The sequence below is a fragment of the Paraburkholderia sp. GAS38 genome, assembly GCF_050434965.1.
Classification (GTDB): domain Bacteria; phylum Pseudomonadota; class Gammaproteobacteria; order Burkholderiales; family Burkholderiaceae; genus Paraburkholderia; species Paraburkholderia phenazinium_A.
Genome location: NZ_JBNDJO010000023.1, coordinates 32538 through 44556, shown reverse-complemented (window position 1 = coordinate 44556; position 12019 = coordinate 32538). Strand labels below are relative to the sequence as shown.

10 protein-coding genes are annotated in these 12019 nt (G+C 63.8%); 4 read left to right on the top strand and 6 right to left on the bottom strand.

Annotation, left to right across the window (positions count from 1 at the left end; all coding sequences use genetic code 11):
- Positions 1 to 4 precede the first annotated feature (4 nt).
- Genes P3T42_RS35355 through P3T42_RS35345 form a run of 3 tightly spaced genes read right to left on the bottom strand, consistent with a single transcriptional unit; the run spans position 5 to position 3906 of the window.
- Positions 5 to 1387 (bottom strand): LLM class flavin-dependent oxidoreductase, encoded by a 1383-nt coding sequence (locus tag P3T42_RS35355; RefSeq protein WP_429308622.1) that lies wholly within the window; start codon positions 1385 to 1387, stop codon positions 5 to 7.
- Positions 1388 to 1433: 46 nt separating this feature from the next.
- A complete protein-coding gene (locus P3T42_RS35350; protein WP_429308621.1) occupies positions 1434 to 2663 on the bottom strand; it encodes an SfnB family sulfur acquisition oxidoreductase in 1230 nt (409 codons plus the stop codon).
- 4 nt (positions 2664 to 2667) lie between these two features.
- Positions 2668 to 3906 (bottom strand): SfnB family sulfur acquisition oxidoreductase, encoded by a 1239-nt coding sequence (locus P3T42_RS35345; protein WP_429308620.1) that lies wholly within the window; start codon positions 3904 to 3906, stop codon positions 2668 to 2670.
- A 239-nt stretch (positions 3907 to 4145) separates the two neighbouring features.
- On the opposite strand from P3T42_RS35345, the gene P3T42_RS35340 reads away from it, so the two are divergent.
- Genes P3T42_RS35340 through P3T42_RS35325 form a run of 4 tightly spaced genes read left to right on the top strand, consistent with a single transcriptional unit; the run spans position 4146 to position 8707 of the window.
- Positions 4146 to 5183 carry a sugar ABC transporter substrate-binding protein gene (locus P3T42_RS35340; RefSeq protein ID WP_074294237.1) on the top strand — a complete coding sequence of 346 codons (1038 nt, stop codon included), beginning with the start codon at positions 4146 to 4148 and terminating at the stop codon, positions 5181 to 5183.
- Positions 5180 to 6733 carry a sugar ABC transporter ATP-binding protein gene (locus tag P3T42_RS35335; RefSeq protein ID WP_429308619.1) on the top strand — a complete coding sequence of 518 codons (1554 nt, stop codon included), beginning with the start codon at positions 5180 to 5182 and terminating at the stop codon, positions 6731 to 6733. The genes P3T42_RS35340 and P3T42_RS35335 overlap by 4 nt, the downstream gene beginning before the upstream one ends.
- Positions 6730 to 7755 (top strand): ABC transporter permease, encoded by a 1026-nt coding sequence (locus P3T42_RS35330; RefSeq protein ID WP_429308618.1) that lies wholly within the window; start codon positions 6730 to 6732, stop codon positions 7753 to 7755. Before P3T42_RS35335 ends, P3T42_RS35330 begins: the two co-directional genes overlap by 4 nt.
- Positions 7748 to 8707: an ABC transporter permease gene (locus P3T42_RS35325; RefSeq protein WP_074294234.1), complete on the top strand. Its 960-nt coding sequence runs from the start codon at positions 7748 to 7750 to the stop codon at positions 8705 to 8707. Before P3T42_RS35330 ends, P3T42_RS35325 begins: the two co-directional genes overlap by 8 nt.
- Here P3T42_RS35325 and P3T42_RS35320 read toward each other — a convergent pair.
- From P3T42_RS35320 to P3T42_RS35310, 3 genes are all read right to left on the bottom strand, one after another.
- Entirely contained in the window at positions 8698 to 9654 is a 957-nt protein-coding gene (locus tag P3T42_RS35320; protein WP_253190107.1) for an ABC transporter permease, read from the bottom strand. The two genes, P3T42_RS35325 and P3T42_RS35320, sit on opposite strands and share 10 nt — an antisense overlap.
- Positions 9655 to 9779: 125 nt before the next feature.
- Entirely contained in the window at positions 9780 to 11285 is a 1506-nt protein-coding gene (locus P3T42_RS35315; RefSeq protein ID WP_429308617.1) for a sugar ABC transporter ATP-binding protein, read from the bottom strand.
- Positions 11286 to 11386: 101 nt separating this feature from the next.
- The gene (locus P3T42_RS35310; RefSeq protein WP_074294231.1) at positions 11387 to 11650 is read right to left on the bottom strand and encodes an H-NS histone family protein; all 264 of its coding nucleotides are present in this window, start codon (positions 11648 to 11650) and stop codon (positions 11387 to 11389) included.
- Positions 11651 to 12019 lie beyond the last annotated feature (369 nt).

Genomic DNA, 12019 nt, shown 5'->3' with positions numbered 1-12019 from the left:
TCAATTAGCCGGCATTCGCCGTGTGGCGAGCACGATAGCGTGCGCCCGGATGCGGGTCGGCGAGGCGCGGGCCGCCGCCGTGCAGCTTTTCGCGCAAGGAACCGTCGGCATATTCGGTCTTGTACACGCCGCGGCGTTGCAATTCAGGCACGACCAGCTCCACGAAGTCGCTAAACGTCTCGTGCGTCAGTGCGTAGGCAAGATTGAAGCCGTCGACGTCAGTCTCTTCCACCCATGACTGCAACTCGTCGGCAATCTCCTGCGGATCGCCCACCGAAAGCGGTCCAAGGCCACCTATGCCGCCCCACTTCGCAATTTCGCGCACCGTCCAGACCCGCGTCGGATCGGCGCTCGACAGCGCCTCCACGGCGGACTGCACCGCATTGCTTTCCACGTGACGCAGCGGTTCGTCGAGTTCGTACTTCGACAGGTCGATGCCGGTCCAACCCGACATCAGCGCCAGCGCGCCTTCGTCGCTGGCATAACGCCGGTAGTCCGCATGCTTGGCGTGGGCTTCGACCGACGTTTTTCCGGTGATCACCGTATGCAGGTTGAAGATCAGCACATCGTGCGGATCGCGGCCGAACGACTTCACACGCGCGCGTATGTCGGCAACGAACTGCTTGAGAATCGTGCGCGACGGCGCCGCAATGAAAATACACTCGGCGTGCTGTGCGGCAAAATCCTTGCCGCGCTTCGACGCGCCGGCCTGATACAGCACGGGTGTGCGTTGCGGCGACGGCTCGCACAAGTGGATACCTGGCACGTCGAAATACTGTCCGTGGTGCCCGATCGGGTGCACCTTGGAGGGTTCCGTGAAGACCTGACGTGTCGCATCGCGCACCACGGCATCGTCTTCCCACGACGACTCCCACAACTTGTAGCAGACGTCCAGATACTCTTCGGCTAACGCATAGCGTTCGTCGTGATTCGCCTGGCTCGGCAGTCCGACATTGCGCGCCGCGCTATCCAGATACGACGTGACGATGTTCCAGCCAACGCGTCCATTGGTCAGGTGATCGAGCGTCGACATGCGGCGCGCGAACGGATACGGATGTTCGTACGACAACGAGCAGGTCACGCCGAAGCCCAGATGCTCGGTCACGTTGGCCATCGCCGAGACCAGCAGGATCGGATCGTTGACCGGCACCTGCGCAGCCTGGCGAATCGCCGCCTCGCCATTGCCGTTGAACACGTCATAGATGCCGAGCACGTCCGCGATGAACAGGCCGTCGAACTTGCCGCGTTCGAGCAGCTTCGCGAGGTCGGTCCAGTAATCGAGGTGCTTGTAGCGCCAGGAGGTGTCGCGCGGATGCGCCCACAATCCCGGCGACTGATGTCCGACGCAGTTCATGTCGAATGCGTTCAGACGGATCTGTCTGGCCATAATCGGATCCGGTTAGGTGATACGGATAGAGCCTGCAACGCGCGCGTTAAATCGCGCCGTGCCGCGGCGGCAGCACGTCGTTCAGGTAGTAGTTGCCCACCGCAATGTATTTCCAGCGCACCGGATCGTGCAGCGTGTGGGTGCGTGCGTTGCGCCAGTGACGATCGAGGTTGTGTTCGGCCAGCGTGGCCTGCGTACCCGCCAACTCGATCAGGCGCGTCGAGGCTTGCAACGCGATCTCAGTGGTCGCGGCGCGTGCCTCGGCCACGGCAATCGAGGCCGTCGCGACAGTCTGCGCGGTCGACTCCTTGACTGCCGCGTCCACGCGGCGGCCCGCACGTTCCACCAGCGCCTCGGCCGCGTGCAATTGCAGCGCGAGCTTGCCGAACAGTTCGAGCGTCAGCGGATCGTCGCTGGCCCGCTCGACCCCGCTGTCGATCCACGGACGCGAGCGTTCGCGCACAAAACGCCGCGCATCGGCAACGGCCGCACGCGCAATGCCGAGATCGACGGCGGCATGAATCAGTTGACCGATCGGCCCTACGGTCGTGGGCCGCGCATCGAACGCCGCGCTGTACGGCACGACGGCGGACGCCTCGACGTAGATGTTGTCGAGCGTGGTCGTGCCGCTGCCGGTAGTCCGCTGGCCGAAGCCGGACCAGTCGTCCACCACGGACAAACCGGGCGTCTGCGCGCTGGCGAAGGCCACGTACAAAGTGTTGTCGGCCGCCTTGGCGACAATCGGAATCCACTGCGCGAACAGGGCGCCAGTCGAGTAGAACTTGGTGCCGCTGATGCGAAAGCCGTCGCCATCCGGTGTGAGCGTGGTCCGATAGTCCGCTACCGTTTTCGTGCCGCGCTCGGAAAGCGCGTTGCCGAATCGCTCACCTGCCAGCGCCCGTTGGAAATAAAACGCCTGCTGCTGGCGCGTGCCGTTCACGCGCAGCACGTCGAGCATGTAGAAGTGGTTCTGCGGAATCTGCCCGATCGCGGGATCCGCCTCGGAAATGATGGCCGTGACTTCAGCAAGCGTGGCGTACGAAACCTCGGCCCCGCCAAACTCGCGCGGCACGGCAATGCCCCACAGGCCGCTCGCCGAATAGATACCGATCTCCGCATACGGCAAGCGCCGCTCGCGGTCACGCTGCGAAGCGCCCTCGGCGAGCGCGCGTGCCACCGTATGCGCAACCTCAAGCGCCTGCTGATCGTTCTCGATGCGCGCGGCCTGGGGCGCGTACGGCACCTGAGGCGCGACGGATTCTGCCAAAGCACTCATAACGTCAATTCCACGGATGACGGGCTGGTTTGACGCCGTTCAGATAGTAGTTGCCGACAAGGTGATATTTCCAGCGCACCGGATCGTGCAGCGTATGCGTGCGCGCATTGCGCCAGTGCCGGTCGAGGTTGTGCTCGCCCAGCGTCGCCTGGGTGCCCGCCAGTTCGAAGAGCTTTTCGCTCGCCAGCAGCGCGATTTCGGTGGTCAACACCTTCGCTTCGCCCACTGCCACTGAGGCTAACGCCACATCGTCCTCGGTCGTTTCGCCCTTGGCGGCGATCACGTCGAGTGTCCGTGCGGCCCGTTCAAGCAGCGCTTCCGCTGCGTGCAACTGGATATGCAGGTGACCCACCTCGCGCACCGTCAACGGATCGTCGCTCGCGCGCTCGACGCTGCTGTCGATCCACGGCCGCGAACGCGTGCGCACGAACGTCAGCGTGTCGGCTATCGCAGCCTGGGCGATGCCGGCGTCGATGGCCGCCTGGATGATCTGCGAGATCGGGCCGTTCAGCGTGGGGAAATCGGAAACGCGATGGGCCGGAAAGACATGCGAGGACGGCACGCGCACCGCTTCGAGCACCACCGTGCCGCTTGCTGTGGTGCGCTGGCCGAAGCCCGACCAGTCGTCGATCACATTCAGGCCCGGCGTGCCCTTCGGTATATAGGCGAGCCAGCCCTTGCGCTCATCGTCGAGACCCAGCACGGGCACGAAATGCGCAAACAGCGCACCGGTCGAATAGAACTTGGTGCCGTCCACGACATAGTCGTCGCCGTCGCGCCGCACGCGCGTTTTCAGATCGAGTACGTGCTTGGTGCCTTTCTCGGAGAAACCATTGCCGAAGCGCTTGCCGCTCACTATCTGGGAGAAGAAATAGCGCTTCTGCTCCTCGGTGCCGGTCAGCGAAATGACGTCGACAAGGCCAAAGTGGTTTTGCGGCAACTGTCCCAACGACGGATCGGCCGCCGCGATGATCTTGATCACTTCAGTCAGCGTGACGAAGGACACACCCGCGCCGCCATAAGCCTTCGGCACGGTAATCGCCCACAACCCGGACTGCGAGAACCATTCGATCTCTTCATGCGGCAGACGGCGCTCGCGGTCGCGTTCCGGCGCGCCTTGCGCCAGACGGGCCGCCAGTTCGTGCGCCACGGCAATGGCCTGGGCGTCGTCCTGAATGACGCGCGCCGCATGCTGGCCTGCATCGCCTGTATGCGATGAGGTCGCTTCGTAAAGCTCGGCCATACGAATCTCCGCTTGAGTGACTGTTCGCACAATCTATCAGCGGGTACGACCCACGCAAACTGAACGTTTGAGCAATAGATATTCCTTCGGATGGCAAACAAACTTGCGCACGATCCGGCATAAGCACTTCGGCTCTTGCCTGATAACCATAGTGCGATTTGATGGTTTCATGCGCAGCGGGTTGTTGATTAGAGTCGTCGCAAGCTGGACACCCTTGCCTCTTTGATTCTTCGGACACCATGACACGCTTGCACACTACTCTCTCTTCGTTGCTGGCCGCCACCGTCTTCGGCATGGCAGGCGGTATAGCCACTTACGCTTATGCGCAGGGCGCGACACCCGCGGCTGATGCAACCACCACCGGCGACAACGCGGCATCCGTGCCGTCGCTCAAAGGCAAGCGTATCGGCATTACGGCTGCCGGTACCGATCACTACTGGGATCTGAAGGCTTACCAGGGTGCAGTGGATGAAGTGAAGCGTCTGGGCGGCACGCCGATCGCACTCGACGCCGGCCGCAACGACAACCGCCAGATCGCGCAGATCCAGACGCTGATCGCGCAGAAGCCGGATGCCATCGTCGAGCAATTGGGTACTGCAACGGTGCTGGAGCCGTGGTTGCAGAAAATCCGCCAGGCTAACATCCCGCTGTTTACGATCGACACCGCTTCGCCGTCGAGCCTCAACGACACGACCTCCGACAACTTCTTCATCGGCGAGCAGCTTGCGCTGAAGCTCGTCAACGATATCCACGGCGAAGGCAACATTCTCGTCTTCAACGGCTTTTACGGCGTGCCGGTGTGCGCGATCCGCTACGACCAGCTCAAGGCCGTGCTGAAGTACTACCCGAAGGTGCACATCATCCAGCCTGAGTTGCGCGACGTGATCCCGAACACGGTGCAAAGCGCGTATGCGCAGGTGAGCCAGTTGCTCGCGAAGTATCCGAAGGGGCAGATTGCCGCGATCTGGTCCGCATGGGATGTGCCGCAGGTCGGCGCCACCCAGGCCGTGGACGCGGCGCACCGCGACGAGATCAAGACCTACGCGGTCGACGGCAGCCCGGACGTCGTCACGCTCGTGAAGGATCCGAAGTCGAGTGCGGCGGCTGTAGTGGCGCAACAGCCCGCCTTGATCGGCAAGACCGCGGTGGATAACGTTGCGCGTTACCTCGCCGGCGATCACACGTTGGCGCCGTATACCTATGTGCCGTCGATTCTCGTCACCAAGGACAACGCAGGCACGATCCAGCAGACCCTCGGTCAGCTCAGCGCAAAATGAGTGCCGACGCCCGCCCCGCCGCGCTCGAGTTACGCGAGCTCGTCAAACATTTCGATGGCGTGCCCGCCCTGCGCGGCGCCTCGCTGAAGGTTGCGCGCGGCACCGTTCACGGCCTGATCGGGCAGAACGGCGCGGGCAAGTCGACGCTGATCAAGATCCTCGCCGGCATTCACACGGCCGATTCGGGCACGCTCGCCGTCGACGGCATCGCCCAGGGCCACGCTCACGGGGCCGCGGCGGGGATTGGGTTCATTCACCAGGAACGCTTGCTGCCGCCCACCTTCACGGTGGCCGAAGCGCTTTGGCTCGGCGACGAAAGAACCGTTGGCCCACGGATCGCGGGCGGCTTCCGGCTGCTCGACGTGCGGCGCATGCAACGCGACGCCCGTGAAGCGTTGCACACCCACTTTGGCGTGGACATCCCGCCGAACCGGCTCATCGCCGATCTGAGCGTCGCTGAACAGCAGATCGTGCAGATCACCCGCGAGCTGATCCGCGAGCCGCGCATTCTCGTGTTCGACGAACCGACGGCCGCACTCGTCAGCCGCGAAGTGGACAGACTGCTGCAAACTATCGACCGTCTGCGGCAACGCGGCCTGACGATCCTGTACGTGTCGCACTACCTGAACGAAATCGCGGCGATCTGCGATCACGTCACCGTGCTGCGCGACGGCGTGGACGTTGCCCACGTCGACGCGCGCACGACGCCCACCGAAGCGCTCGTCACGGCGATGATCGGCGCGCAGGCGGAAGCGAAGACGTCGGCTTCGGCACGCACGCCCGGGATGGTGGTCCTGAATGTGCGCAATCTGAGCGCGCCGGGTCGCTTCGAAGACGTCTCGTTCGATGTGCGGCGCGGCGAGATTGTCGGCGTCACCGGCTTGCTCGGCTCCGGCGGCAAGCCGGTCGTGCGCAGCCTGTTCGGCCTCGAACGCGGCGTGCAGGGCGATGTCGAAATCGACGGCAAGGCGGTGCGCCTGCGTCGCCCACAAGATGCAGTACGCCAGCACATTGCGTTCGTGCCTGAGGATCGGCGTGCGCACGGTGTGGCACCCGCGCTGTCGGTACGCGAGAACATCACGCTCGCGAGCCTTGCCCGTTTCAGCCGTTTCGGCCTGCTGGCGCAACGACGCGAAACCACTAGCGTGCAAGGGCTGATCGACGAACTGGCAGTGCGTACCTCCAGCACGGAAACACCAGTGCGGCATCTCTCCGGCGGCAATCAGCAGAAGGTCGCGCTCGCCAAGTGGTTGAGCCGCACGTCCTCGCTCTATCTGCTCGACGAGCCGACGGTTGGCGTCGACATTGGCGCGAAGACCGAGATCTATCGTCTGCTCGACCGGCTCGCGCGCGACGGCGCCGGCGTCCTCCTATTTTCCAGCGACCTGATCGAACTGCTCGGCGTCACCGACCGCGTGCTCGTGATGGCGCGCGGCCGCATCGTGCGCGAACTCGCCTCGCGTGACGCGGATAGCCAGGACGTACTCGCATGGGCCACCGGCGCTCGCGCTGCGCACGGCGAGACGGCGCAACAGGAGGTCGCAGCATGAGCAAGGTACTCGATGCAGCACCGCGTACCGGCAAACTCGAAATACCCGAGCGGCTGTTCGGCGCGCAATGGTGGTTAAGAAGCGGCGCGGCGCTCGCGTTTGCGGTGGTGTTTATCGGCTTTGCGGTGAGCTCGCCATTGTTCTTCACCGTGGCGAATCTCGCTAACGTATTGCAGCAATCCGTGGTGGTCGGGATTCTCGGTTTCGGATTGACGGTGGTATTGATCGGCGGCGGCGCGGATCCGCTGAGAGGCGGCCTCGATCTTTCCGTTGCGGCCAATCTTGGCCTGTGTGCGGCGGTTTATGCCGTGGCGCAACGCGAAGGCGCAGCACCAGGCACCGCCCTCCTGCTGACGCTTGCAGCGGGCGCAGGAGTCGGCGCGCTCAATGCCTTTGCCGTGATCGCGCTGCGCATTTTCCCGTTGCTCGCCACGCTGACCACGATGAATCTGTGCGCCGGCTTCGAACTGGTGCTGACGCAGAACACGTCAGTGCCGGCAAGCGGTGTGCTACTCAGCTTCCTGCTCGACAACGGCGCATTCGATGTGCCGCATCTGGCCTACGCGCTGCTTGATGTCGCCTTGCTGTTCACTGTGCTGGTTCACTACACACCCTTTGGTCTGCGGCTGCGCGCCACCGGCGCGCATCGCGACGCAGCGCAGGCCGCTGGACTACGCACGAACCGCTACCTCGCCGCGAGCTACGTGTTGAGCGGCATTGCTGCGGCGTTAGCCGCGCTGGCGTCTACCGCGCTACTCAGCGGCAGTTCGCCCGGCGCGGGCGAAAATTTACTCGCTACCGTCGCCGCCGCATTGCTCGGCGTCGTGTTTTCGCGGCGGCTCGTGCCGACCATTCCCGGCACGCTGCTCGCAGTCCTCTTCATTGGTGTCATCAGCAACGGCTTTCAACTCGACAACGTGTCGAGCTATTGGGTCAACGGTGTGGAAGGCGCACTGATCCTGTTCGTCGTCGCCACTACCGCGCTCGTGCGCCGCCATGCCGGGAATCACGCTCATGATTGAACAGATAGGCCGCTTGCAGCGCTTCGCGCTAGTCGGAGCGTTGATCGCAGTGATTGCGTTCTTCGCGCTGTTCGCACCCGGTTTCGCGCGCGTAGACAATCTTGCCGACGTGCTCCTTAACAACTTCGCACTGCTGGCGATTGCCTCGCTCGGCATGACGCTGGCGTTGTCGCCAGGCGCTATTGATCTGTCGCTCGGTACGTCCATCGACGTGGCCAGTCTCGCTTTCGTTTTGCTGAGCGCGCATCACGTTGGTGTGGTGCCTGCAGCGCTCGGCGGTCTTGCGGCGGCGCTGCTGGTCGGGGCATTCAACGGCGTGCTGACCGGGTGGCTCGGCATTGCGCCGTTTCTCGCTACGCTCGGCACGCTCTTCATCGGTCAGACCGTCCAGCAACTCGCCACCGACGGCGGTCAGCCCGTCTATCTGCTCAACATTGCCTTGCCGCCGCTCTTTAGCGAACTGGCGCATGGCACGCTTGCAGGTCTGCCTGTGCCGTTATGGATCGTCGCCATGCTGGCGCTTGCCGTGCATGTCACGCTCGCGCATTCCACGTTAGGCAGGCAACTCACCGCGCTCGGCGCGCAGCCTGGCGTGGCGCGCTATTCGGGCTTGCCGGTGGCGGCCATCACAGCCGCGACGTTTATCGTCAGCGCGCTGATCTATGGTGTGGTGGGCTTGCTGCTGTCGTCGACCGTTAAAGCGTATGTGCCGCAGGCCGGCAACGGTTATCTGCTCAATGCGATCGGCGCGACCTTCATCGGCACGACGCTGTCGCCGACGCGCCGCCCTGGCGTCGTCGGCACCTTGCTTGGCGTGTTGCTGCTGAGCCTCGTCGCAAACGGCCTGTTGCTGATCGGCTGGAATTTCTACTGGCAGCAGGTGGCGACCGGCGCGCTGATCTTCGCCGTGCTGGCCGTCAGCTTTGCGCAGCGGCGTGGCCGCTATGCGTGACGATCAGCGGCGCGTCCCACGCTGAACGTGAACGCCAACGCGCCCACCAGCAGCACACCCTTGATGAAATCCTGCATGTAGTACGGCGCGTTCAGCATCGTCAAGCCGTTGAGCAGCACGCCGACGAACACCGCCCCAACCACCGTGCCGAACACGTTCGGCCGTTTGGCGCCCCAGACCGCGTAGCCGACCAGCGCCGCCGCCACTGCATCGAGCAGCATCGAATGACCGGCGCTGACGTCGCCACGTCCCACGCGCGCGGCAATCAGCACGCCGCCCAGCGAGGCAATCGCACCCGACGCGACATACGCCGCGATCCGGTAGCGCGCAGTCGGCGCACCGGCGAGGCGTGCCGCGGTTTCGTTGCCGCCGATCGCATAGATCACCCGGCCCCAGCGCGTGGTTTCCATCACGATGCAGGCCACGACGGTCAGGACCGCCAGCACGACTACCGGCAGCGGCACGACATCGAACAGCCGCAAGCGTCCGAGGGCGAGAAAGGCATCGGGGAAAGTGCCGGTTGTTTCGGTGCCGTCGGGCAGGATCGTGCCGGTTGCGAGCGAGCGGCCGCCGGTCGGAATCAGTTGCAGCCCCGCAAGCAGAAACAGCGTGCCGAGCGTCGCCAGTTGGTCTGGCACACGCAGACGGGTAATCAGGAATCCGTTGAAAAGACCCGCTGCGATACCGAGTACGAGGCATGCCACCACCGCCTCGAAGGCATTGCCATGCCAGACGATCAGCACATAGCTTGCCGCCATCTGCGCCGACGCCGCCACACTGCCCACCGAAAGATCGAAGCCGCCCGCGGCGAGCGTCACGGTCACGCCTATACCGAGCAGCGCGACAATCGACACCGCCTGCAAGATGCTGAAGAGATTGTCGATATTCAGAAACGCCGGCTGGTTGACGGCGAATACGATGACGAGCAAGGCGAGCACCAGCAGCATGCCGGTTCGTTCGAGATGAGCGCGCAGACCGTGCAGTCCCCGCAACCGGCCGCGTCGAACGCTGCGTTCATGCTCTACCGGATGGGTCTCGGAGACGACCTCGGGTGGAATCGAAGTGCTGGTTTTCATGAGCGAGCGTGGGAAGTGAAATCGGATTGGGAAACGCGGTCGAGCGTCGCACGGTCGAAGCGGACCACACGGTCGGCAATCTCGAACGCCTCTTCAAGATCGCTGACGAAGACGAGCGTGGCGCGCTCCTGCGCATGGCGCCGCAGCGTATCGACGATATCGGCGCGCGCGCCGGCATCGACGCCCTGAAACGGTTCATCCAGCAGCAGCAAGCGCGCGGGCTGCGTATGCCAGCGCGCCAGTACGACTTTCTGCTGATTGCCGCCGGAGAGCCGGTTGAGACGATCGTCCGGGCCGGTACAGCGAATCCCGAAGCGCTCGATCGCTTCAAGCGCGGCACGCTGCTCGCGCGCGCGCTTGAGGCCACCGTACTTGAACCAGCGCGACAGGAACGGAAAACTGAGCGTGCCGGCGATCGACGCGAACGGCACGCTGTTGGGAAACAACGAGGTTCGCCAACGGTCCTCACCGGCGAGGAAGACGCCGGCACGGATCGCGTCGGCGGGCGAGCGAGGACGCCAGGCTTTGCCATCGAGCGTCATCGTCCCACTCGCGGCTCGCCCCGCACCGAAAATCGCCCGCGCGAAACGTGACTTGCCACCGCCGACGGGACCGGCAATGGCGACGATTTCACCGCGCTGCACATCGAGATCAAAGGGGACGCTGGCTGACGTCAACTGCAGATCGCGGACGCTGAAGCATGCTGAGGATGCTGCGGTCGCCGCTGCGGCTGCGGTCGCATTCGCATTCGCTGCGGCCTTGCTGCGCAACGGCCGCCCGATCATCGTTTCGACTGCAGCATCGAAGTCGATCGGCGCAGGCAGATCTGCAACGATGCGACCGTCGCGCACAATCGTCACGCGCCCGGCGACGCGCCGCAGGTCACCAAGCCGATGCGACACCAGCAAGATCGCCACGCCCTCGGCGCGCAACCGGTCGATCAGTCCAAAGAGCCGCTCGGCCTCGGGCGCCGACAAGCTGGCGGTGGGCTCATCGAGAATCAATAGCGCGGGCCGCGTCGCCAGCGCCCGCGCCAACGTCACAAGCTGCTGCGAGGCGAGCGATAGCGAGGCGAGCGGCGCGGTCAGGTCGACATCGAGACCCACACGCGCGGCCAGCGGCGCCGCCGTCTGACGGCGCACCGCGGGCGGCACGCGCCACGGAGAGGTTGGATCGCACAAGCGGTCGAGCAACAGGTTGTCGGCAATCGAAAGCGTCGGCACCACCGCATCCGCAATCGATTGATGAACGGTCGCAATGCCCAACTGTTTGGCGTCGTGGGGTGAAGCCGGGCGGAACGGTTGTCCGCGCAACCAAAGCTCGCCGCCGTCGGGACCGTAGACGCCGCTGAGAATCTTCACGAGCGTGGATTTACCCGCACCGTTCGCGCCCATCAGCGCGACAACCTCACCTGCGCGGATCGACAGGTCGACGCGATCGAGCGCAACGGTCGGGCCAAAGCGTTTGGAAACGGCGGCAACGGTCAGGATGGGAGCAGTCATCGAAGAAGACGCGCCTGGCTGCGCTCATAGCGGATGACCGTCCATCGTAGCGACCCGCCAGGGGTACGCCAACGAAGCGTTGTTCATATCGATAGCTGGGTTTAGCAGCGGAAGTGATCGATATTCTGACCGGCGTGAATCGCCCGTGCGAGCCAGTCCGGCTTCTCGCCGTGGCCGTCCCAGGTATTGCCGAAGGCGTCCCGGTACATGACGGCCCGGGTCGCAGTGGCATCCGCTTCAATCGATTCGGCCAACGCTTCAAGCGTAATGCCGTATTCCTCCATGCGGTGACGTATCCACAGAACCAGGCGCTCGCGTGCGTTCCCGTCGAAATCGAACGTGGCTTGTTCTTGTCGCTCTTTCATAACGTATCGAATGTCACGGCGGCAATTGCGCGCGTTTTGAAAAAATAAAGGCTTCGCTAACCGACGCGAAGCCTATACGTGATTCGCGTGGGCCGAACGCCGTTCGACCTCACGTTGCCTGTGTGCGCGTGGATGCGCCCCCGGAAAAGTTGCCCGACACATCATCTATTGATCAGGAAATCCGTTTGGCAAGCGGCTCGAATCGTCGCCCGTCAGGCCCTTTAGCCTCAAGGGCCGCTTTAGCGTCTATCAGACAATTTTAGCACCCATTTTTTCCGCCGCGCACGGCAAAAGCGAGGCTGGAGCCTTCGATAAGCGGGCACCAACGTGCTATTTTACGATTCTGGCCTCGATCTCCCACCTTCAAAG

Excerpts from the sequence above, each read along its gene's own strand:
- P3T42_RS35355 (WP_429308622.1), bottom strand. The coding sequence starts at position 1,387 with ATGGCCAGACAGATCCGTCTGAACGCATTCGACATGAACTGCGTCGGA.
- P3T42_RS35350 (WP_429308621.1), bottom strand. The coding sequence starts at position 2,663 with ATGAGTGCTTTGGCAGAATCCGTCGCGCCTCAGGTGCCGTACGCGCCC.
- P3T42_RS35345 (WP_429308620.1), bottom strand. The coding sequence starts at position 3,906 with ATGGCCGAGCTTTACGAAGCGACCTCATCGCATACAGGCGATGCAGGC.
- P3T42_RS35340 (WP_074294237.1), top strand. The coding sequence starts at position 4,146 with ATGACACGCTTGCACACTACTCTCTCTTCGTTGCTGGCCGCCACCGTC.
- P3T42_RS35335 (WP_429308619.1), top strand. The coding sequence starts at position 5,180 with ATGAGTGCCGACGCCCGCCCCGCCGCGCTCGAGTTACGCGAGCTCGTC.
- P3T42_RS35330 (WP_429308618.1), top strand. The coding sequence starts at position 6,730 with ATGAGCAAGGTACTCGATGCAGCACCGCGTACCGGCAAACTCGAAATA.
- P3T42_RS35325 (WP_074294234.1), top strand. The coding sequence starts at position 7,748 with ATGATTGAACAGATAGGCCGCTTGCAGCGCTTCGCGCTAGTCGGAGCG.
- P3T42_RS35320 (WP_253190107.1), bottom strand. The coding sequence starts at position 9,654 with ATGCTGCTGGTGCTCGCCTTGCTCGTCATCGTATTCGCCGTCAACCAG.
- P3T42_RS35315 (WP_429308617.1), bottom strand. The coding sequence starts at position 11,285 with ATGACTGCTCCCATCCTGACCGTTGCCGCCGTTTCCAAACGCTTTGGC.
- P3T42_RS35310 (WP_074294231.1), bottom strand. The coding sequence starts at position 11,650 with ATGAAAGAGCGACAAGAACAAGCCACGTTCGATTTCGACGGGAACGCA.